Origin of the sequence: Mesorhizobium kowhaii (assembly GCF_003253745.1) — a bacterium.
Taxonomy (GTDB): domain Bacteria; phylum Pseudomonadota; class Alphaproteobacteria; order Rhizobiales; family Rhizobiaceae; genus Mesorhizobium; species Mesorhizobium kowhaii.
In genome coordinates this window covers 1-21,645 of record NZ_MZXV01000043.1, presented here as the reverse complement: position 1 = coordinate 21,645, position 21,645 = coordinate 1, and the positions used below count along the sequence as shown (strand labels likewise).

Annotated in this window: 18 protein-coding genes and 1 tRNA gene; 11 read left to right on the top strand and 8 right to left on the bottom strand. The window is 62.3% G+C overall.

The window, feature by feature from the left end; genetic code table 11:
- Window positions 1-15: 15 nt before the first annotated feature.
- Window positions 16-627 (bottom strand): HAD family hydrolase, encoded by a 612-nt coding sequence (locus B5V02_RS20775; RefSeq protein WP_111545991.1) that lies wholly within the window; start codon window positions 625-627, stop codon window positions 16-18.
- Window positions 620-1,750: an A/G-specific adenine glycosylase gene (gene mutY / locus B5V02_RS20770; RefSeq protein ID WP_208647118.1), complete on the bottom strand. Its 1,131-nt coding sequence runs from the start codon at window positions 1,748-1,750 to the stop codon at window positions 620-622. Before mutY ends, B5V02_RS20775 begins: the two co-directional genes overlap by 8 nt.
- Before the next feature lie 55 nt (window positions 1,751-1,805).
- Here mutY and B5V02_RS20765 point away from each other — a divergent pair, with 55 nt between their 5' ends.
- The 3 genes from B5V02_RS20765 (at window position 1,806) to smc (ending at window position 6,977) form a co-directional block, all read left to right on the top strand.
- Entirely contained in the window at window positions 1,806-2,306 is a 501-nt protein-coding gene (locus B5V02_RS20765; protein WP_111545989.1) for a DUF721 domain-containing protein, read from the top strand.
- A gap of 162 nt (window positions 2,307-2,468) precedes the next feature.
- Entirely contained in the window at window positions 2,469-3,212 is a 744-nt protein-coding gene (locus B5V02_RS20760; protein WP_111545988.1) for a DsbA family protein, read from the top strand.
- A 306-nt stretch (window positions 3,213-3,518) separates the two neighbouring features.
- Entirely contained in the window at window positions 3,519-6,977 is a 3,459-nt protein-coding gene (gene smc, locus B5V02_RS20750; protein WP_111545986.1) for a chromosome segregation protein SMC, read from the top strand.
- A gap of 122 nt (window positions 6,978-7,099) precedes the next feature.
- On the opposite strand, the gene B5V02_RS20745 is transcribed toward smc, so the two are convergent.
- The gene (locus B5V02_RS20745) at window positions 7,100-9,199 is read right to left on the bottom strand and encodes an O-antigen ligase family protein (protein WP_111545985.1); all 2,100 of its coding nucleotides are present in this window, start codon (window positions 9,197-9,199) and stop codon (window positions 7,100-7,102) included.
- A gap of 577 nt (window positions 9,200-9,776) precedes the next feature.
- On the opposite strand from B5V02_RS20745, the gene B5V02_RS20740 reads away from it, so the two are divergent.
- A complete protein-coding gene (locus B5V02_RS20740) occupies window positions 9,777-10,265 on the top strand; it encodes a hypothetical protein (RefSeq protein WP_111546018.1) in 489 nt (162 codons plus the stop codon).
- Between the two features lie 27 nt (window positions 10,266-10,292).
- Here B5V02_RS20740 and B5V02_RS20735 read toward each other — a convergent pair.
- Both B5V02_RS20735 and B5V02_RS20730 read right to left on the bottom strand, forming a co-directional pair.
- Window positions 10,293-10,367: transfer RNA gene (locus B5V02_RS20735), tRNA-Gln, on the bottom strand.
- A gap of 126 nt (window positions 10,368-10,493) precedes the next feature.
- Window positions 10,494-10,838: a VOC family protein gene (locus B5V02_RS20730; protein WP_111545984.1), complete on the bottom strand. Its 345-nt coding sequence runs from the start codon at window positions 10,836-10,838 to the stop codon at window positions 10,494-10,496.
- 223 nt (window positions 10,839-11,061) lie between these two features.
- Here B5V02_RS20730 and ppdK point away from each other — a divergent pair, with 223 nt between their 5' ends.
- The 3 genes from ppdK (at window position 11,062) to B5V02_RS20715 (ending at window position 16,019) form a co-directional block, all read left to right on the top strand.
- Complete coding sequence (gene ppdK / locus B5V02_RS20725) at window positions 11,062-13,746, top strand: pyruvate, phosphate dikinase (RefSeq protein WP_111545983.1); 2,685 nt, start codon at window positions 11,062-11,064, stop codon at window positions 13,744-13,746.
- Between the two features lie 257 nt (window positions 13,747-14,003).
- Window positions 14,004-15,107: a glycosyltransferase family 9 protein gene (locus B5V02_RS20720; protein ID WP_111545982.1), complete on the top strand. Its 1,104-nt coding sequence runs from the start codon at window positions 14,004-14,006 to the stop codon at window positions 15,105-15,107.
- Between the two features lie 171 nt (window positions 15,108-15,278).
- A complete protein-coding gene (locus B5V02_RS20715; protein WP_111546017.1) occupies window positions 15,279-16,019 on the top strand; it encodes a polysaccharide deacetylase family protein in 741 nt (246 codons plus the stop codon).
- 41 nt (window positions 16,020-16,060) lie between these two features.
- Here B5V02_RS20715 and B5V02_RS20710 read toward each other — a convergent pair whose 3' ends face one another.
- Both B5V02_RS20710 and B5V02_RS20700 read right to left on the bottom strand, forming a co-directional pair.
- Entirely contained in the window at window positions 16,061-16,450 is a 390-nt protein-coding gene (locus B5V02_RS20710; RefSeq protein WP_111545981.1) for a DUF427 domain-containing protein, read from the bottom strand.
- Window positions 16,451-16,611: 161 nt separating this feature from the next.
- Complete coding sequence (locus B5V02_RS20700; RefSeq protein WP_111545979.1) at window positions 16,612-16,968, bottom strand: hypothetical protein; 357 nt, start codon at window positions 16,966-16,968, stop codon at window positions 16,612-16,614.
- Window positions 16,969-17,158: 190 nt separating this feature from the next.
- Between B5V02_RS20700 and B5V02_RS20695 the strand changes: the two genes are divergently transcribed.
- On the top strand, window positions 17,159-18,787 hold the full coding sequence (locus B5V02_RS20695) for a fatty-acid--CoA ligase (RefSeq protein WP_111546016.1): 1,629 nt from the start codon (window positions 17,159-17,161) through the stop codon (window positions 18,785-18,787).
- 155 nt (window positions 18,788-18,942) lie between these two features.
- Entirely contained in the window at window positions 18,943-19,728 is a 786-nt protein-coding gene (locus tag B5V02_RS20690; RefSeq protein WP_111545978.1) for a DUF1499 domain-containing protein, read from the top strand.
- An 11-nt stretch (window positions 19,729-19,739) separates the two neighbouring features.
- On the opposite strand, the gene B5V02_RS20685 is transcribed toward B5V02_RS20690, so the two are convergent.
- Window positions 19,740-20,648, bottom strand: a complete 909-nt coding sequence (locus B5V02_RS20685) for an MBL fold metallo-hydrolase (protein ID WP_111545977.1) — start codon at window positions 20,646-20,648, stop codon at window positions 19,740-19,742.
- Between the two features lie 124 nt (window positions 20,649-20,772).
- Between B5V02_RS20685 and B5V02_RS20680 the strand changes: the two genes are divergently transcribed.
- Both B5V02_RS20680 and B5V02_RS20675 read left to right on the top strand, forming a co-directional pair.
- Window positions 20,773-21,363, top strand: coding sequence for a biotin transporter BioY (locus B5V02_RS20680; protein WP_111545976.1), 591 nt, complete (start codon window positions 20,773-20,775; stop codon window positions 21,361-21,363).
- 37 nt (window positions 21,364-21,400) lie between these two features.
- The coding region (locus B5V02_RS20675; RefSeq protein WP_146606115.1) for an NAD-dependent epimerase/dehydratase family protein at window positions 21,401-21,645 on the top strand (245 nt) is incomplete at its 3' end.

Sequence of the window (21,645 nt, the reverse complement as noted above, 5' to 3'; positions counted from 1 at the left end):
TTGAAGCGATTCAAATCACGCCTTGATTCCGAGGCGTTCAAGGTCTGCCTGAAGCGTCTTGGCATCGGTGAACAGCACCGCTTGCCAGCCGGCCGCCTTGGCGCCGTCGACATTCCTGGGGCTGTCGTCGATGAACAGCGTGGCCGACGGCTCAAGCCCGAACGCGGCGACGTGATGATCGTAGATACCGCGATCCGGCTTGATCATGCCGACTTCGCCGGAGATAGTGACGCCGCGCGGCCGTTCGAGAAAATCGAAGCGTTCGCGCGCCTCGGCCAGTGTGTCGCTGGCGAAATTGGTCAGCATGGTCACGTCGTGGCCGCTCTCGATGAGGCCCAGCATGATGGCGACGCTGTCGTCATAGGCGTGCGGCACCATGTCGTGCCAGTAGCGGCGGAAATTGCGAATGTTTTCCGCGTGATCGGGATGCTCTGCTATCAGCAGCGCTTCGGCCTCTTCCCATGTCCGGCCGCGATCCTGCTCGATGTTCCAGTCATGCGTACAGACATTGTCGAAGAACCACTTTCTCTCTTCGGCATCCGGAATGAGGCGGCTGAACGGGATATTCGGATCGTAGTGGATCAGCACTCTGCCGATGTCGAAAACGATGTGGCGGATTTCAGTCATGGGGCCTCTTTGCACTGTGTGGCGACGGTTTTTTCGTCGCGCCGGGTATCGCAGCCTCGATTGCCTTTTTCATGACAGTGGGCAGCGCTTCGCCTGAAATGTCTGAGGGCAGCGACCAGAAATGGCCAGCTGGCGTCTCGCCGTTGGTGTGGGCAAGGAACACGTCGAGCTCGAGTGCGAAATGGGTGAAGACATGCGCGATCCGCCCCGTGAGCTTCCAGTTGCCGGGAAAAGGTGCGGCCGCTTGCGTGGTGGCGCCGTCGACCCGCGCCGTCCAGGCGGTCGTCGGCACTTCGGTCATGCCGCCAAGCAGGCCTTTCTCCGCCCGTTTGCGCAGCAGGATGGCGCCGTCGCTTCGCACGGCGACGAAGGCCGCGCCGCGCCGCAGGGGCTTGTCGGCCTTGGGCAGCCGCACCGGGAAGTGCTCGGGATCGCCTGAAACGACCGCGCTGCAATCTTCGCGCAGCGGGCATAGCATGCAGCGCGGCCGGCGTGGTGTGCAGATCGTGGCGCCGAGATCCATCATCGCCTGGGCGAAATCGCCCGGCCTTGTCCCTGGCACCATGCGCTCGACATGCGCGCGTATCTCGGCCTTGGCTTCGCTCAGCGGCGTTGTGATCGAAAACAGCCGGGAGATGACGCGTTCGACATTGCCGTCGACGACGGCGGCGGGGCGGTCGAAGGCGATCGCCGTGATCGCCGCCGATGTATAGGCGCCGATGCCGGGCAGCTCTTTGAGGCCGGCCTCCGTGTCGGGAAACCGGCCGCCACGCTGGGCCACCAGGTCGGCGCAGGCCTTGAGATTGCGCGCACGGGAATAGTAGCCGAGCCCGGCCCAGGCCTTCATCACGTCTTCGGTCGGCGCCGCGGCCAGCGCCCCGACATCAGGCCATTTTTCGACGAAAACCCGAAAATAGGCCTTCACCGCTTCGACCGTGGTCTGCTGCAGCATGACTTCGGACAGCCAGATGCGGTAGGGATCGGGCCGTATTCCGCGCGCATGCTCGCGCGGCGTGATCCGCCACGGCAACTCGCGATGATGCACATCGTACCAGCCGAGCAGGCGAGACGCGATGTCACTGTCTTGGGATGTGGCCTTGCGGGTCTGGTCTGCTGGTGCCATTGATCGGGAATTGGCCTTGGCCGATACTGATGAAGGTCGTGGCTGGAGAACGTACATGGCAGGGAGAACGCCCTACGGCAATCCCGTCCCGGTCAGCGATCTTGCGACCAAAATCCTCGATCCGGTGCTGCGCAAGCGGGCCGGCATTTCGATCGGTCTTGTCCAGTCGTGGGAAGAGATCGCCGGGCCACGCCTTGCCAGCCACTCGCGTCCCGAAAAAATCCAGTGGCCGCGCCGCATGCATGAAGACGATCCGTTCGAGCCGGCGGTGCTGGTCATCGCCTGCGAAGGCATGGCGGCGCTGCATCTACAGCACGAGACCAGCGAGATCATCAACCGGGTCAACGCCTTCCTCGGTTTCACCGCCATCAGCCGGATCAGGATCCTGCAAAAGCCGGTGACAACGAACAAAGGAAAACGCAAACCGACCTTCAGGCCGCTAACCGCAGCCGAGAAGACGAAGTTGTCCTCGACCGTCGGCCTGGTCGACGATGATGGGCTGCGCGCTTCGCTGGAAAGGCTCGGCGCCACCATCCTGGGCGAAAGGAAGTCATAGATTTGTCGTCAATATCTCGGATTTGTCTTCAATATCTCGCATTCGTGATCGCCCCTGTCAGGTTTCGCGATTGGATTGGGGACACAGATGCCTTAATTCGCGCCAACTCTCGCCTTTTCGTGCCTTTGCATTGCAAAATCCAACCCTTGTCAGGTGATTCGTATGAACCGTCCCCCGTTTGGCCAAAGCTTGTCTCGCAGAAACGTCCTGACTTCGCTGGCCGCCATTCCGGCGGTCGCCCTGCTCGCTGCCTGCAGCGACTCTGGCGAGCAAGCCAAGGCGGCGGATGTGAAGCCCGCGGATCCGGCCGCGCCTGCGAAGCCGGCCACGCCGGCGGCCGCTACTGCGCCGGAAGCCCAGGGCACCGTGGATATGGCGGAACTGCTGAAGCCGGGTGCGCTGCCCGATAAGCAACTCGGCAAGGACGACGCCAAGGTCACCATCGTCGAATACGCCTCGATGACCTGCCCGCATTGCGCGCATTTCGCCGAGACCACCTTTCCGGACCTGAAGACCAAGTACATCGACACCGGCAAGGCCCGCTACATCCTGCGCGAATTCCCGTTCGACCCGAGTGCCGAAGCTGGATTCATGCTGGCGCGCTGCGCCAAGGATAACTATTTCCCGATGGTGGACGTCCTGTTCAAGCAGCAGGCGAATTGGGTTGGAGTGCCCAGTACCAAGGATGCGCTGCTGCAAATCTCGAAGCTCGCCGGTTTTACACAGGAGTCCTTCGAAGCCTGCTTGACGGACCAGAAACTTCTGGACGATGTGAGATCGGTCCAGAAGCGCGGCGCCAATGAATTCAAGGTCGACTCGACACCGACCTTCTTCATCAACGGTAAGACCTATAAAGGGGCGATGTCGATTGAGGAAATGTCGGCCATCATCGACCCTCTGCTCTGACGTTCAGGCAGCGCCGAAGCGGCGGCGCTGCGGCGTGCGCGCCCATTTGTCTTGGCGCGGATTCTCTTCGCAAAATCGCGGCACACTTTTGCCAGACCCGCTTAGAGCAATTCCAGGAAAAGTGCGTAGCGGTTTTCCGTCCGGAATTGCGTCAAAACAAAGAGATAGAGCAATTCCAGGAAAAGTGCGTAGCGGTTTTCCCGGGAAAAGCGCATGGCGCTTTCCCTTGGGAATTGCGTCAAAACAAAGAGATGGAGCGGTTCTGCGTTTCCGTGAAACGATGAACCGCTCTAGTGGGCGGCGCGAATGAAGTTTTCGCGCCTTCGCCTCCTCGGCTTCAAGTCCTTCGTCGAGCCCGGCGAGTTCGTCATCGAACGCGGCCTGACGGGTATTGTCGGGCCGAATGGCTGCGGCAAGTCGAACCTGGTCGAGGCGTTGCGCTGGGTGATGGGCGAAAGCTCGTACAAGAACATGCGCGCGTCCGGCATGGACGACGTCATCTTTTCCGGCTCGGGCACGCGCCCGGCACGCAACACCGCCGAAGTCACGCTTTTCCTCGACAACAGCGACCGCAGCGCACCCGCCGCCTTCAACGATGCCGACGAGCTGCAGGTTTCGCGCCGCATCGAGCGTGAGGCGGGCTCGCTCTACCGCATCAACGGCAAGGAAGCGCGCGCCAAGGATGTGCAGCTTCTGTTCGCCGACCAGTCGACCGGCGCGCGCTCGCCATCGATGGTCGGGCAGGGCCGCATCGGCGAACTCATCCAGGCCAAGCCACAGGCGCGGCGTGCTCTTCTCGAAGAGGCGGCCGGCATTTCCGGCCTGCACACCCGACGCCACGAGGCCGAACTGCGGCTGAAGGCGGCCGAACAAAATCTCGAACGCCTGGACGACGTCGTCGGCGAGCTGGAAAGCCAGATCGAAAGCCTGAAGCGCCAGGCGCGGCAGGCGTCACGCTTCAAGAACCTGTCGGCCGATATCCGCAAGGCCGAAGCGACGCTGCTGCATCTGCGCTGGACACTGGCCAAGACACAGGAAGGCGAGGCACGCTCGGCGCTGGCGGTTGCCACCGCACTGGTCGGCGACCGCGCCGCAGCCCAGATGGCCGCCGCAAGGGAGCAAGGCATCGGCGCTCACCGCTTGCCGGATTTGCGCGACGCGGAAGCCGCCGCTGCCGCCGCCTTCCAGCGCCTGTCGATCGCCAGGTCGCAGATCGAGGAGGAAGCCGGCCGCATCCGCGCCCGCCAGAGCGAGCTTGAGCGCCGGCTGCAGCAACTCGACGGCGACATTGCGCGCGAGGAGCGCATGGTTCGCGACAATGCGGACATTCTCGAGCGCCTTCGCACCGAAGAGGCCGCGCTCAATTCCGAAAATGCCGGGGCTGCCGAGCGCGAGGCCAGCACCCGCGCGGCTTTCGAACAGGCAGCATCGACGCTTGCCGCAAGCGAAGCCAAACTCGCCGCGCTGACCGCCGAACGAGCCGAGGCTGCCGCTTCGCGCAATCAGATCGAACGGACTCTGCGCGACACCGCCGAGCGCCGCGACCGTTTCGGCCGTCAGCTTGCTGATGTCGACCGGGAACTGTCGGACATCCTCTCCAAGGTCGCCGGCCTGCCGGATCCGGCCGAGAAGCGCATGCTGGTCGAACAGGCGATGGCGCTGCTGGAGGAGGCTGAGGCTGCCGTGGCGGAGGCCGAGCAGTCGGTCATCGATGCCCGCGCCACCGAAAGTGCGGCCCGGCCACCGCTACAGGACGCCAGGGCTGAGCTGGCGCGGATCGAGACCGAAGCGCGCACGCTGGCCAAGATCCTGAACGCCGCCAGCGGCGATCTCTTCCCGGCCGTGCTGGAGCAGATCAGCGTCGAACGCGGTTTCGAGACAGCGCTTGGCGCGGCGCTTGGCGAAGACCTTGACGTGCCGCTCGACCGCAGCGCGCCGGTGCATTGGGGCGAAAGCGAGATCCAGCCCGGCGACGCCGCTCTGCCGGAAGGCGTCAAGAGCCTTGCCAGCGTCGTCCACGCGCCGGCACAGCTCGCTCGCAGGCTGGCGCAGATCGGCATCGTCGAGACCGGCGATGGCCGCCGGCTGCAGGCGCTGCTTGCTCCCGGCCAGCGGCTGGTCAGCCGCGAGGGTGCGCTCTGGCGCTGGGACGGCTTTACCGCCAGTGCCGACGCGCCGACCGCCGCCGCGCAACGGCTGGCGCAGAAGAACCGGCTGGCCGAGCTCGATGCCGAAGCGGTGCAGGCGACGCTCGTCCTGCGCCAGGCCGAGGAGGCGCTGGCGCAGGCCGAACAGGCGCTTCGCCTGGCGAGCGAGACCGAGCGCAATGCGCGCCAGGCCGGACGTGACGCCCAGCATCGGCTGGACGCTGCCCGCAACGCGCTGGCCGAGGCCGAAAAGGCTGGTGGCGAATTGGCGAGCCGGCGCGCGGCCCTCGATGAGGCGCGCGCTCGCATCGTCGACAGCCATGAGGAGACCTCGGCGGCCTTCGCCGAGGCCGAAATGCTGCTGCAGGACGCGCCTGATCTTGGCGATTTGCAATTGCAGCTCGAACAGTCCTCGGCCAATGTCGCCCGCGACCGCGCCACGCTCGCCGATGCACGAGCCGTCCACGAGGGTCTGCGCCGCGAAGCCGAGGCGCGCACGCGCCGGCTCGATGCCATTGGCGCCGAGCGCAGCAACTGGCTGGAGCGGGCCGAAAATGCCTCGACGCAGATCGCATCGCTTGGCGAACGCAAGGCCGAGGCCGAGGCCGAACGCGAGCGACTGGCGGATGCGCCCGATGAAATCGACGCCAAGCGACGCGCCTTGCTGTCGCAGCTCACCGAGGCCGAGACCTTGCGCAAGGCGGCCGCCGATCGTTTGCAGGAAGCGGAAACCCGGCAATCCGAAATGGACAAGGCGGCCACCGGCGCCATCCAGTCGCTGGCCGAGGCGCGCGAGACCCGTGTCCGCGCCGAAGAACGGCTGACGGCGGCCGACGAACGCCGGCTGGAGGTCGAGGCGCGCATCCAGGAAACGCTCAACACGCCGCCGCATCTGGTCATCCGCCATACAGGTCTGGAGGCCGACAGCCCGATGCCGGAGATGGCCGAGATCGAGCGCCAGCTCGACCGGTTGAAGATCGAGCGCGAGCGGCTTGGCGCCGTCAATCTGCGCGCCGAGGAAGAGCAGAAGGAGCTTTCCGACCGGCTGGAGACGATCGTGTCGGAACGCGAGGACATCATCGAGGCGATCCGCAAGCTCAGGCAGGCGATCCAGAGCCTGAACCGCGAAGGCCGCGAGCGGTTGCTTGCCGCCTTCGACGTGGTCAACGGCCATTTCCAGCGGCTGTTCTCGCATCTGTTTGGCGGCGGCACGGCGGAGTTGCAGCTGATCGAATCCGATGATCCGCTCGAGGCCGGGCTCGAAATCCTGGCCCGCCCGCCCGGCAAGAAGCCGCAGACCATGACGCTGCTGTCTGGTGGCGAGCAGGCGTTGACGGCAATGTCGCTGATCTTTGCCGTGTTCCTGACCAATCCGGCGCCGATCTGCGTGCTCGACGAAGTCGACGCGCCGCTCGATGATCACAATGTCGAGCGCTTCTGCAATCTGATGGACGAGATGGCCGCCACCACCGAGACGCGTTTCGTCATCATCACCCACAACCCGATCACCATGGCGCGCATGAACCGGCTGTTCGGCGTGACCATGGCCGAGCAGGGTGTCAGCCAGCTTGTATCGGTCGACCTGCAGGCGGCCGAGGCGATGCGCGAAGCGAGCTGATCCGCCGGCGGTAGGCTGCCGCAATTCCGAGTTTGACCATAGAACTGAGACTGGCCGGCTGAGCTCGATCGGTCACGATTTGAGCCCCGCCGCGCACATTTTTGCGCGACATACCGGCCCGCCTAAAAATAGGTTCTCGGCTCGACAAGGTTCTTCTGCTGGCGAAGATAGAAACAATAGAAGCCGAATGCAGCAGCCAACCACATGAAGGCCTCGCCGATCGCCAGCCGGTTGTTCGAATTGCTGAGAATGGTGAGGGCGAAGAAGACCAGTGTTGAGATGTAGCAGGACCATGCGGCCGGAGCGATAAGCTTGGCCCGCACGGCCAGCAGGACCTGCCTGGACGACCAAGTGTAGAGAAAGCCAAAGAACGCCAGCCCGACCACACCATAGCGCACGGCTATCTCCAGATAGCCGTTGTGGAAGACGTTGAAGATCATGGGATGATAGGCCCTGTTCTGCCATTCGGTGAGCCAGCTGGAACTGGCTCCGAAGATCGGGTGGCGCTTCCAGACCTCGATCGCATCGGCCCACAGCATCAGCCGTTCCTTGGCAGCAACCGGAACCGTATTGCTCGCGATGGCGCGGTCGAAGGCCGGGAGGACGCCATGGCTCAAAGCATCCGAAACCAGGCTCCTGACGAAGATCATGGTGTCGCCGGCGGTGGACCAGAAGATGTTGTGTGTGGCGACAACGCCGGCTGCAACGATCGCCAGCACGCTGCCCCCGATCATCAGCTCGCGGCGATGGCCTCTCGCCAGCGTGATGACCGCCAACAGAAGCAGGACGAGCGCGAGCGCAAGCCAGACGCCCTTTGACCGCAGCGCAATGATGTTGGCGAGGGCAAACAGCAGGACGGCTGCCGACAGCGCCCAGTACAGGCTCCGGGTTATCTGGTTCAGGTCCGTTCTTTGGGCCGTGTATGCCATGAACTGCAGCGTGCAAAGGAAGATGAAACCAGCCGCCACCGACGCGTGAATGGGATTGTTGAAAAGCCACGGCTCCGGTCTGGTTCCGTGAAGGATGTCCGAATAGCCGGTATCCGCCGCCAGGAAGACAAGACTGAGGATCATGAACCAGAGGACGAGCCGCCCAGGCCGCCTGACAAACAGCAAGAGGGCGAAGCCGGTCGTCGCATAAAACAGCGGAAACAGGTAGATGCCTTCGGCGGCACCCAACTGGTGGGTGCCGAAATAGACGATCGCCAGTCGGATGAAGACATAGAGCGACCAACCCAGGCAGAGACCGCCGACCCATCCGATCAGTGGCTTGCTGTAAGTCCACAGGTCCTGCCTGAACCAGCGCATGGCTGCGACCGCGGCGAGCGCTATCCCCGCATAGCGGTAGGTGTCAGCCTCGCGCCAGACCGAGGAGATCATGGCGAGAATGGCGAGTGTCGCAAGTGCCGCAAGTGCAAGAAAGAGGTTGTTGCGCGGCGCGTCGTCCCTGGCGTAGTCCGGGGTTTCCCGCGGCAAGGGCGGCCGTAGCAGCACGTGATGCACGCGGCTCAACTCGTCCTTGGCCCGGAACGCCCCGGCGTCCAGCCGGCCCGGCCAGGGAAGCCGCGCGAATTTGTAGCTGCCCGAGGGGCCGGCTATGCCGGAAATCTTGCTGCTGGCGGCGAAGCCGAGCACGTTTTTGCGGACCGAATAGACTTTCAGGCCGGTATCCCAAAATCGTTCGATTGCGACGTCCCACGGCATTTTCATCACGGCGAGCGCCGACAACAGCCCCTGCGCCCCCTCCCGCGTCACCAGATAGGCGGCGGCCGAGCCTTGCGGGCCATGCAGCGCGCGACCGATCTCGTCGCCTTCCGTCGTCTCGACGGCGCGCATGAAGAAGCTCATGCGATGGTTGTTTAGCTTGATGACGTCGAAATCCGGCACCGCGGCGATGATGGCCTGGATGCGCCGCATGGTGTTTTCGCTGAAGAGAACGTCGTCCTCGACAATCAGGCCATAGGCACCACCACCGGCCAGGAACATTTCCAGCGCCTGGATATGGCTGCGGTAACAGGCATATTCGCCGGGCAGAATGTCGCGCCCGCTCAACTTGCGCGCGGTTGGAAGATCGATCTCCGTCCAGTCCTCCTTGGCAAGCGCGCGGCCGTCGATGGCGGCAATGCGCTGCAAGGTCAGGCCGGCCGCTTGGGCGCTGGCGAGCAATTCGCTCCAGCGACCGGTCTCGCGATCGAGGTTGATGGCGAAGATAGGAAGGCTCATTGAAATTCCATTTTGGACCGCCACCCATCTTGGTCGAATCTTCGATGACCTTGTATGGAAAAGAGGGAGATGTTCAAGGCGATACTGTTCAGACCATGTGCAAAATGGCGACCCCGATTTGCCGCGATTGCGTTGGTTTTGCTGAACTTATGACGCAGTAGAATTATTAGCCAATCGGACTCATGGGAAGATCGCAAAGGGACTCTCGGGGTCCCATGTGTCCGGAACGGACCCATGGTCGCTTGGCTGGAGCGCCAGGACATTAATCCAACCGCCTATAAACTTGGGGGCAACGTCACGATGCCCCATTGTTCGAAGATTTCCCCGTGTTAGGTTCGTTGATCAGTTCGACATTTGCCTAATCGTGCTTTCTTGTTGGCTAAGGTAGCTGCTGGGCGATTGCCTTCATATGAGATGGCAAAAGAAAGTCACTTTTGTCCAATGTCGCCGATTAAGTTCAAGAAAATCGGGACCAGCCGCACGATTGTATCGGGACACTTACACCGTTCGATTTCAGGGCGAACTAGCGATCGCAGCCGCCTATGAGCGAATGCTAAGGCAACCCCAGGGGGATAAGATGACTTACGTCGGCGTGCTCGTGTTCCTGCATACCCTAGTCAGCTTGGTTGCAATCGTTGCAGGGATCATCGCGATAATAGAAATGTTCGGAGGCAAAAGATCTAGTTTTGCCACTGATTTTTTCCTGCAAACGGCCGGGTTCACGAGTATCACTGGATTTCTTTTCCCATTTCATGGCGTGACACCTGCAGTGATAGTAGGGATCGTGGCGCTCGTCATATTAGCAGGAGTGCTTGTTGCACGTTCGCGATTTCATTTCGCCGGTGCGTGGCGCGGCATTTACGCCGCAGGAATGACTGCGAGTGTCTATCTCTTGGTATTCGTCGGAATAGTGCAAGCTTTCCAGAAGATTCCAATTCTGAATGTCTTTGCACCTACCGGAACTGAAATTCCTTTCGTCGTGACACAGGGTGTCACCCTCTTGATCTTCCTCGGTGTAGGCGCCCTTGCAGCTCTCCGCTACAAACCGGCAGTCGCAATGTCTTAAACAGTTGATTTTATTGGGAAAAAGATCTGGCTGGGGCGCCAGGATTCGAACCTGGGAATGTCGGTACCAAAAACCGATGCCTTACCACTTGGCGACGCCCCAATTGCCGTCAGAGTCGCTTGTGCGGCGCGTTATTAGCAGAGCGGCCAAAAAGCACAATCCTTAGAGCGATGTCGATAACGCCCAAATTGGGCAGGCAACTCAGTGCTGCCAGATGACATGCAGCGGCTATTCAGCCCACACTGCCATCTCGTTTCCGGCCGGATCGGCAAAGTGGAAGCGCCGGCCGCCGGGGAATGAAAAGATCGGCTTGACGATCGTGCCGCCGGCGTTTTCGACGGCGTCGAGGGTTGCTTCCAGATCCCTGCTGTAGAGCACGGGCAGCGGCTTGGCGGGCGCTTCCTCGGCATCGGCCTGAAAGCCCCCGTCCAGTCCCTCGGCAAAGGCCGAATAGGTCGGCCCATAGTCGGTGAACGACCAGGCAAAGGCAGCGCTGTAAAACGCCTTGAGCCGGTCCAGCGTTCCGCCGGTTGCCGGCATTTCCAGATAGTCGAGTTTTCCGGGCAGTTTCATGTGACACCTGTTGTTCCCGTTATGTTCTAGTCCAAAAGCCCCGGAATGGCAAGTCTTTTTGCCGCATCCTTGGACAGAGCTTTTGCTTAATCGATTGTAGCGGCCGGACGGCTTGCCAACGCCTTGCCTTTCGCACTGCAGCATCATATCGCTCCACAGTCGGACACGGCGGAACTTTCCGTTTCGCCAATCTTTCCAATCTCCTGCAACCGGAGAGCAAAGCATGACCAAATGGGTTTTCACCTTTGGCGATGGCGCGGCGGAAGGCCGTGCCGGCGACAAGAATCTGCTGGGCGGCAAGGGCGCCAATCTGGCCGAGATGTGCAGCCTGGGCCTGCCGGTGCCGCCGGGCTTCACCATCACCACCGAGGTCTGCAACGCCTACTATGCCAATGGCCGCACCTATCCGGCAGGGTTGGAGGCAGATGTCGCTCTTGCGCTCGATCACATCGGACGGCTGACCGGCCGCCGGTTCGGCGATCCGTCGAAACTGCTGCTGGTGTCGGTGCGTTCCGGTGCCCGCGCCTCGATGCCTGGTATGATGGATACCGTGCTCAATCTCGGGCTGAACGACGAGACCGTCGAGGCACTGGCCGCCGATTCCGGCGATGCTCGCTTTGCCTATGACAGCTATCGCCGGTTCATCCAGATGTATTCCGATGTCGTGATGGGCCTCGAGCATGAGGTGTTCGAGGAAATCCTGGAAGACCAGAAGGGCGGGTTCGGCCATGAGCTCGACACCGAGCTGACAGCGCTCGAATGGCAAGCCGTCATCGCGCTCTACAAGGCCAAGGTCGAGGAAGAACTCGGCAAGTCGTTTCCGCAGGATCCGCATGAGCAGCTCTGGGGCGCCATCGGCGCCGTGTTTTCGAGCTGGATGAACAACCGCGCCATCACCTACCGGCGTCTGCACGACATTCCCGAAAGCTGGGGCACGGCGGTCAATGTCCAGGCCATGGTGTTCGGCAATATGGGCGAGACCTCGGCCACCGGCGTTGCCTTCACCCGCAATCCGTCGACCGGCGAAAAGATGCTCTATGGCGAGTTCCTGGTCAACGCGCAGGGCGAGGACGTCGTTGCCGGCATCCGCACGCCGCAGAACATCACCGAGGCGGCGCGCATTGCCGCCGGATCGGACAAGCCGTCCTTGCAGAAGCTGATGCCGGACGCGTTCCAGTCTTTCGTCACCATCTCCGACAGTCTGGAGAAGCACTACCGCGACATGCAGGATCTCGAATTCACCATCGAGCGCGGCAAATTGTGGATGCTGCAGACCCGCTCCGGCAAGCGTACCGCCAAGGCGGCGTTGAAGATCGCCGTCGAAATGGCCAGGGACAAGCTGATTACCAGGGAAGAGGCGGTCGCCCGCATCGATCCGGCCTCGCTCGACCAGCTGCTGCATCCGACCATCGATCCCAAGGCAGCGCGCGACGTAATCGGCATCGGACTGCCGGCCTCTCCCGGTGCTGCCACCGGCGAGATCGTGTTTTCCTCTGCTGACGCCGAGGAGCTGAAGACGCAAGGCCGCAAGGCGATCCTGGTGCGCATCGAAACCAGTCCTGAAGACATTCACGGCATGCATGCGGCCGAAGGCATCCTGACCACACGCGGCGGCATGACCAGTCACGCCGCGGTCGTCGCCCGCGGCATGGGCAAACCCTGCGTATCGGGCGCGGGCTCACTGCGCGTCGATTACAAGGCCGGCACGCTGATGGCGATGGGGTCGACCTTCCGCAAGGGCGACATCATCACCATCGATGGCGGCAATGGCCAGGTGCTGAAAGGCGCCGTGCCGATGCTGCAGCCGGAATTGTCCGGCGATTTCGCCGCCATCATGGAGTGGGCGGACGCCGTGCGCCGCATGAAGGTGCGCACCAATGCCGAAACGCCGCTCGACGCGCGCATGGCGCGCTCCTTCGGCGCCGAAGGCATAGGGCTTTGCCGCACCGAGCACATGTTCTTCGATGGCGACCGCATCGTTGCCATGCGCGAGATGATCCTGGCCGACACCGAAAAGGACCGGCGCACGGCACTCGCCAAGCTGTTGCCGATGCAGCGCTCGGATTTCCTCGAACTGTTCGAGATCATGGCCGGCCTGCCGGTGACGATCCGCCTGCTCGATCCGCCGCTGCACGAATTCCTGCCGAAGACCGAGGAGGAGGTGGCCGAGGTTGCCGCCGCCATGAAGGTGTCGCCGGACAAGCTCCGCCAGCGCACCGAGGCGCTGCATGAATTCAACCCGATGCTCGGCCATCGCGGCTGCCGGCTTGCGGTTTCGTATCCCGAGATCGCCGAGATGCAGGCGCGTGCCATTTTCGAAGCAGCCGTCGAGGCTGGCCGCAAGGCCGGCGCGTTGGTGGTTCCCGAAATCATGGTGCCGCTGGTCGGCCTGGTGAAGGAACTCGACTACGTCAAGGCGCGCATCGATGCCGTCGCCAAAAGCGTCATGGAGGAAACCGGCGTCAAGATCGACTATCTCACCGGCACGATGATCGAGCTGCCGCGCGCCGCGATCCGCGCCCATGTCATCGCCGCTACGGCCGAATTCTTCTCCTTCGGCACCAACGACCTGACCCAGACCACATTCGGCATCTCGCGCGACGATGCGGCCTCGTTCCTGGAGACCTACCGCCAGAAGGGCATCATCGATCAGGATCCGTTCGTCTCGCTCGACATCGACGGCGTTGGCGAACTGGTGCGCATGGCTGCCGAAAAGGGCAGGGCGACACGGCCCGACATCAAGCTCGGCATCTGTGGCGAACATGGCGGCGACCCGGCCTCGATCCGGTTTTGCGAAGAGGTCGGCCTCGACTACGTGTCCTGCTCGCCCTATCGCGTGCCGATTGCAAGGTTAGCGGCCGCGCAGGCGGCGGTGTTGGTCGCTAGAGCAATTCCAGGAAAAGTGTGATACGGTTTTCCCGGGAACAGCGCGTAGCGCTTTCCCTTAGGGAATTGCACCAAAGCAAAGAGTTAGAGCGGTTCGCCATTTCCGTGAAACGGTAAACTGCTCTAAGGTCGGGCGCGGATAGGATCCATCCGGCTCAAGCTTACCGTTTTGTAAGGCAATTCACACGAACGTGCTGACAGCATTGTGTAATCATTGCGTAATTTCGACATTGTTCGCGCCCAATTTTCGCACATCAAGCCAACTGTCCTCGGAAACAGATGTTGCAGACTTCACCCGCTCCGCTTCGCTCGATTCTGGTCATTCAAACGAAGTACATTGGAGATATTGTCCTCGCCTCGGCGCTCGCAGAAAACCTGCGGCTCGAATTCCCCGATGCGAGGCTCGTGTTTCTGTGCGAGGCGCGCCTCGCGAGCTTCGTGATCGCCCATGGCATTGCTTCCGAGGTGGTCACGTTCAGGCGTACCCACCTGCGCGGCACCATCCCGCAGCGCGGCAAAGAGCTTTACGCCATGGTGCGGGCGTTGCGCCGCTTTCGATTCGATCTGACGATCGACCTGTCCGATTCAAAGACGTCGCGCATGCTCACCGGACTGGTCAACGCAAAGACCCGCGTCGGCTACAATCCGACCGAGAGGCCTTTGCGTCTGCTGGAGCGGCAGCCCGCCAACGTGTTTGCCAAGCCATTTGGTTTTGGCGGCGAGCATTTTGTGTACCGCTATCTTTCGCCGCTCCAGGCGCTTGGCGTCGGTCTCCACGTGACGGTTCCAAACCTTCAACCGCTGCCGTTCGAGACGGCGAAAGCGCTGGCGCTGCTGGGCACGCATCAACTTCACCCAAACGCTTTCATCGCCGTGCATGCCGGCGCAAGCTTCGAAGGGCGACGTTGGCAGCCGGAGCGATTTGCCGAGGCGATTGGCGAGATTGCAAGCGAAACCGGTTTGGGCGTCGTTCTGGTGGGCGGCCCGGACGAGCGAGAGATTGCCGAACGTATCGTCGCCAGGACAGCGTCGCCTGTCGTCAATCTCGTTGGAACGCTGTCGCTTGAAACGTTGCTGGCGGTGCTGAAACAGGCCCGGCTGTTTCTCGGCAATGAGAGCGGCCCGATGCACATGGCGGCTGCAGCCGGAATCCCTGTTGTCGGGCTGTTCGGCTTGACGCCGCCGTCGCAGTGGGGTCCCGTTGGCGTGCCCAGCATCGCGCTTCAACCGCCGATGCCTTGCAACTGCGTGGCCAGCGATATCTGCGGCCGGCCGGATTTCAGCAAGGCCTACTGCGTCTGGCGACTTGAGGTCAAACCTGTTGTCGATGCGGTGCGCGAACTCCTTTCGCGCACCCACGTGAAGCTGGAGCGCGCCATCTGAGTTCATGCGTCGCGCGGAAAACCGCCATCGCGGGTCGTGGAGTGGGCCGTTCACCACACGGACAGTCAAATTGTCGCGCCGGGCGCTTTTCTGCTATGCACCATCCCGATTTTCGCCTTCATGCGGGTCTTGGGATGCGTGCTTGAAAGCACCGGTTGGGAATTCGGTTTGATGCGCCTGCTGCAAAAAAATCTCTGCATGATCGCCATGTCGTTGGCCGTGGTGTCCAGCGGCCATGCCGCGCCGGTCGTCGAGCCCACATTGCACATCAGGTCGGAGGCAAGCGGAGCCGGCCGCGTTGCGCTCACGCTCGATGCCTGCGGTGGACAGACCGACAACCGGATCCTTTCGGCACTGGTCGAAAACAAGATCCCCGCCACCATTTTCGTGACCGGCATCTGGCTGAAGCGAAACGCTGCCGCGGTCGAGATCATGCGGGCGCATCCCGACCTGTTCGAGCTGGAAAATCACGGCGGCCATCATATCCCGGCGGTCGACACGCCGCAGAAGATCTACGGCATCCGCAGCGCCGGCAGCCCTGACGCCGTGCTGGCCGAGGTCGAGTCGGGTGCCGCCGCCCTTGCCAAAACCGGCGAGCCGGCGCCGAAATGGTTTCGTGGCGCGACCGCCGAATACAGCCCATCGGCAATCGCCATGATCCGCAAGCTTGGCTTCAAGATCGCCGGTTTCTCGATAAATGGCGACGGCGGCTCATTGCTCGGCGCCAAGGAAACCGCGCGGCGCATCGCGGCCGCCAAGGACGGTGACGTTATTATCTCGCACATCAACCAGCCGACCCATACTGCCGGCGAAGGCGTGGTGCAGGGGCTTCTGGCGCTCAAAGCCAAGGGCCTGACCTTCGTGCGGCTCGACGATGCCGACGGCTTCGGCGATCACGGCACCACGGACTGACCGGCAGCCAGGCGTAAAGCGCCTCTCGTTGCTTTTGAAGATCAGCCCGGTTTGGCTTCGATGGTGACCTTGCTGGCGTAGAAAGCGCCGTGGTCGCGGATTTCAGCCATTTCGTCGAAAGGCTGCTCGTAAGCCCACATCGCGTTCTGGCCAGTCTCGCCCGCAGGCAGCACGCTCCAATAGCTGGCATCGCCCTTGTAGGGACAATGGGTCGAGTGTTCCGTGCTGCTGAGCTTGCCGAAATCGATGTCGGCGAACGGAATGTAGAAGGCCGCGGGGTAGGGGGGCTCGGTCAGCACCTGGGCCTTCGTTGATGAGGCTATGACCGTGTCTCCGACACGCACCGTAACGGTGCCGACATAGGGCTCGATGGTGATGACCTTGTCGGGATTTCGCTGAAAACCGGGTGCCGGGTTGGCGATCTGATCCATGCGGGTTCTCCTTGCCTCGGCCTTAACGTGTGTCGCGCAAGCGCTTTGCGCAAGGCCCGATGTCGCCATGCAACCCGCAAAAACCATTGGCCCAGGCCTGGTGGAGCCCGATTGGGCTTTTGAAGATGGCCTTTTGAAGATGGCCTTGTCCGCCGCGATGGTCAGGCGGCGGTCTTGAACGCATCCATGAGCCCGGCATAGGCGGCTGCGATACCGGCCACCGGGTTGCTGCTTCTCGACGCGGTCTCGACCTTCAAGGGGCCACCACCGGTTGGCAAGGTGAGCAGCAGGAACTGGCGATTGCCACCGTCGCCGATGGATGCGGCCGCGACGTGCTGGCCTTCGCCTTCGTTCTGGACGCACATCTTGAACAGCAGCGTGCCGCCGACCGCTTCGAGTGCGCCGCCGACAACTTCAACAAATTCGTCTTCGGAAACAGTCTTTGTATCCGGCCCCAGATCGGCCAGACTTTCGGCGAGCGTATTTTCGAGGGCCTTGTCGTCGAGCTGCGCGTCCATGCGAACCTCTTTCAGTCGCCAATCGCCCCTTGCCCGTTAACGAAGCTTAACGCCGACGATGGCCGGATTGTGGCGGTTCTCTCGGTCATGCCGATCAATGCAGCGCTTGCCTGTGCTGGTGGCTGGACAATCCGCCGGTTCGCTCCACAATGGCACGAAAAGCACAACGCAAAAGCGTAGGGAGGAACGAATGCTCGGACTGATGCAGGAATGGCCGCTGCTTTGCCATAAGCTCATCGACAATGCCGAGCGGCAGCATGGCGTGCGCGAGATCGTATCGCGCTCGATCGAGGGGCCGATCGTGCGCACCAGCTACGCGGACATCCATCGTCGCGCCCTGAAGGTCGCCCAGCGGCTGGAACGTGACGGCTATCGCTTGGGCGACCGCATCGCCACACTTGCCTGGAACACTGCACGCCACATCGAGGCCTGGTACGGCATCATGGGCATCGGCGCCATCTACCATACGCTCAATCCGCGCCTGTTTCCCGAGCAGATCGTCTGGATCATGAACCATGCCGAGGACAAGGCTGTCTTCGTCGACCTGACCTTCATGCCGTTGCTCGAGAAGATCGCCGGTGCCGTCAAGTCGTTGAAACAGGTGATTGTGCTGACCGACAAGGCGCACATGCCGCAGACGACACTGCCGAATGTGGTTGCCTATGAAGAATGGCTTGATGAGGCGGATGGCGACTTCGCCTGGAAGACCTTCGACGAAGGCACGGCCGCCGGCATGTGCTACACGTCGGGCACCACGGGCGATCCGAAGGGCGTCGTCTACAGCCACCGTTCGAACGTGCTGCATGCCATGATCGCCGCCATGCCCGATGCCATGGGGCTGTCGTCACGCGATACGATCTTGCCGGTCGTGCCGATGTTCCACGCCAATGCCTGGGGCCTTGGCCAGAGCGGGCCGATGATCGGCGCCAAGCTGGTCATGCCCGGCTGCAAGATGGACGGCGCCTCGATCTATGAATTGCTCGACACCGAGAAGGTGACCTTCAGCGCCGCCGTGCCGACCGTCTGGATGATGCTGCTGCAGCATCTGGAGGAGACCGGCAAGAAGCTTCCCTATCTGAACAAGGTCGTCATCGGCGGCTCGTCCTGCCCGCGCGCGATCATGTCGAAGTTTCAGGAGAACTACGATGTCCAGGTCATCCATGCCTGGGGCATGACCGAAATGTCGCCGCTCGGCACCCTGTGCACCCTGAAGCCGGACTATGCCGGTCTCCAGGGTGAAGCCCGGCTTGATGTCCAGCAGAAACAGGGCTACCCGCCCTTCGGCGTCGAAATGAAGGTGACCGACGACGACAACAACGCGCAGCCCTGGGATGGCAAGACATTTGGCCGCTTGAAGGTGCGCGGACCGGCCGTTGCCCGTGCCTACTATGGCGGTGCCGGCCCGGAGCAGTTCGACGGGGACGGCTGGTTCGACACCGGCGACGTCGCTCACATCGATGCCGGCGGCTATATGCAGATCACCGATCGCGCCAAGGACGTCATCAAGTCGGGCGGCGAATGGATTTCGACCATCGATCTCGAGAACCTGGCTGTCGGTCACCCCGATGTCGCCGAGGCAGCAGCCATCGGCGTCCATCATTCGAAGTGGGGCGAGCGGCCGTTGCTGGTCGTTGTTCGCAAGCCGGGCAAGGAACCGACCAAGGCTGACATTCTCGACTTCATGGATGGCAAGGTCGCCAAATGGTGGATGCCGGACGATGTCGCCTTCGTCGGCGAAATACCGCACACCGCCACTGGCAAGATCCAGAAGATCACCTTGCGTCAGCAATTCAGGGACTATCGCTTGCCGACGGATTGACGGGAATGTTGCGTCTTTCGGCTTCAAGCCGCCACCAAAAGGTTCTAGAGCAATTCGAGGAATTGCGTCAAAACAAAGAGATAGAGCGGTTCGGCGTTTCCGTGAAACGATGAACCGCTCTAAGTCTCCGTTCGGGTGGGGTGGTGCGGCAATCGATGGCAAGTATTCCTGAACGGCAGACGTCGAGGGCGGCCGGATGGTCGCGGCGCACCGCAGCTTTTTCGGCGGTGCTGCTGCTGACCGCTTTCGTCGGCCATCGCTTCGACCTCGTCGAAACACCTGTTTTCCTGTGGGTGATGGGTATCGTTGCGCTGCTGGCCGCCCTGGCGCTGTTGTTTGCCGGGTTTGCCTTTTCGCGGCTGTGGAACTTCGGCGACCGTGGCGGTCGTGACCTGACAGTCGGCGTCTTGCTGGCGCTGCTGGTGCTGGCACCCTATGGCGTTGCCGCCTACTGGGCGACAATCTATCCGCCGCTCCGGGATATGTCGACGGATTTCGACAATCCACCCGCGCTCGACGTGAGCGACCGGACGAAAGACATGAATGTGCTCTCCCCATCCACGCCCGGTGAACAGCGGCTGCAGACCGAGAGCTATCCGCTGGTCAGCGGACGCAGCTACGATCTGCCGTTCGACACTGTCGTGGATGCCGTCGAGACCGTGCTCGACCGGCGCGATTGGGACCTTTCCGAACCCTATCCGGACCTCAGAGGGCAAACCGAGGTGACGATTGCGGCGGTGGCCAAGGGCTTCGTCCTGGGTCTTCCCGCCGACGTCGCGATCCGTGTGACCGACGACGGGGAGACCATCATCGTCGACATGCGGTCGGCCTCTCGCTACGGCCGCTACGACCTCGGCGACAATGCCGCGCGTATCGTCGATTTCCTCGCCGAACTCGACCAGGAAGTCGCCGGTCAGGTTGGCGCGGCTCCGGCCGAATGAAGCTTGGCGGGCTATATGGCCGGCGTGAAAATGCCGTCAATGGCCGGTGCGGTGTCTGTCACGACCAGACCGCGTCCCACCAGGTCCTCGAGATGGGCAAGCACCGACAATCCGGCAGCGCCATGCAGCCGCGGGTCGGTATCGCGATAGATCGCTTTGACCATGTCCACGATCGTCCGGTCGCCGGCTCTGACCCGCTCCAGAATGGCACGCTCGCGCATCTTGCGATGCGTCTTCAACCCGCGCATGAAACCGCGCGGTGCTGTCACCGGCCCGCCATGTCCGGGCAGCAGCAGGCGGTCCCCGCGTTCGATCAGCCGGTCCAGCGAGGCCATATAGTCGGCCATCGCCCCATCCGGCGGCGCGACGATGGACGTCGCCCATGCCATGACATGATCGGCCGAAAACAGGATCCCGGTTCCTTCCAGCGCGAATGTCGCGTGATTGGCGGTGTGGCCCGGGGTCAGAACCGTCCTGATCGACCAGCCGTCGCCGTCGACCACCTTGTCGTCGGGCAATGCGATATCGGGAACGAAAGCCGTGTCGGCACTGGCGTCGAGCCCATTGGTCTCGCCGATGTGCAAGGGTCTTGCAGGGCGATGCGGTCCCTCTGCCAGAACGGCGGCGCCGGTGCGCTCTTTCAGCCGGGCCGCCAGCGGGGAATGGTCGCGGTGCGTGTGGCTGACGAAGATATGACTGACCGGCCGGCCGGCGATCACATCGAGCAGGGTTTGCAGATGCGCCTCGTCATCCGGCCCCGGATCGATCACCGCCAGCGTATCGCGGCCAACGATGTAGCTGTTGGTGCCGTGAAAAGTGAAGGGGCTTGGATTGCGGGCCGTGATGCGCTGGATATCAGGCGCGACACTCACCGCCTGGCCGTAGGCGGGATCGAACCCGGTTTCGAATTTGAGAGCCATGGCAGGTGCATCGGTGCTTTGTTTGAGGAGGCGGCAAAACCGATTGCCGCATAACGCGCAAGCCAATATAGGAGAACGCGAGGCCGCGAACATGAGATAGCGGCAATCGGATTGGGGAAATACGATGGCAATTGCAACAACGATGCGTCCGCTTGTCTCTCTGGCTTTGCCGCAGAAGGGCGCGGCGCGGCTGGCAACGCAGCTTTTCCTGGCGATCGCCGGAACGCTGCTGCTGACCCTGTCGGCCAAGACCAAGGTGATGCTCGGGCCGGTCGACATTTCGATGCAGACGCTGGCCGTGCTCCTGATCGCCGCCGCCTTCGGCATGCGTCTCGGCGTCGCCACCGTGCTGCTCTACATGGCGGAGGGCGCGATGGGCTTTCCGGTCTTCCAGAGCACCCCGGAAAAGGGTCTCGGCATTGCTTACATGCTTGGCTCGACCGGCGGCTATCTCGGCGGTTTCGTGGTCATGGCGGCGATTGTCGGCTGGGCCGCCGATCGGGGCTGGGACCGCCACCCGATCAAGCTTTTCAACGCGATGCTGGTTGCCGAAGTCGTCATGATGGCCATGGGCTTTGCCTGGCTGGCGCTGCTGATTGGTCCCGAAAAGTCGTGGCAGTTCGGCGTCGTGCCGTTCATCGTCGGCGATCTGATCAAGGTTGCCCTGGCGGCAAGCCTGGTGCCGGCCGTGTGGTCGCTGCTGAAGCGCGACTGAACCCCGGGAGAGATCGAGGACCGGACGGGCGCTTCGGATGAAGGTTCTGGTTACCGGCGCAGCCGGTTTCATCGGCTATCACGTATCGAAGCGCCTGCTGGAGCGCGGCGACGAGGTTGTCGGCATCGACAGCGTCAACAGCTACTATGATCCGGAGATCAAAGAGGCGAGGCTGCGGCTGCTGGAGGAAACGAGCCGCAAGACCAATGCGGGCTATCATTTCATCCGCGGCAATCTCGCCGACAAGAGCGTGGTCGACGGCTGCTTTGCCGAGCACGCATT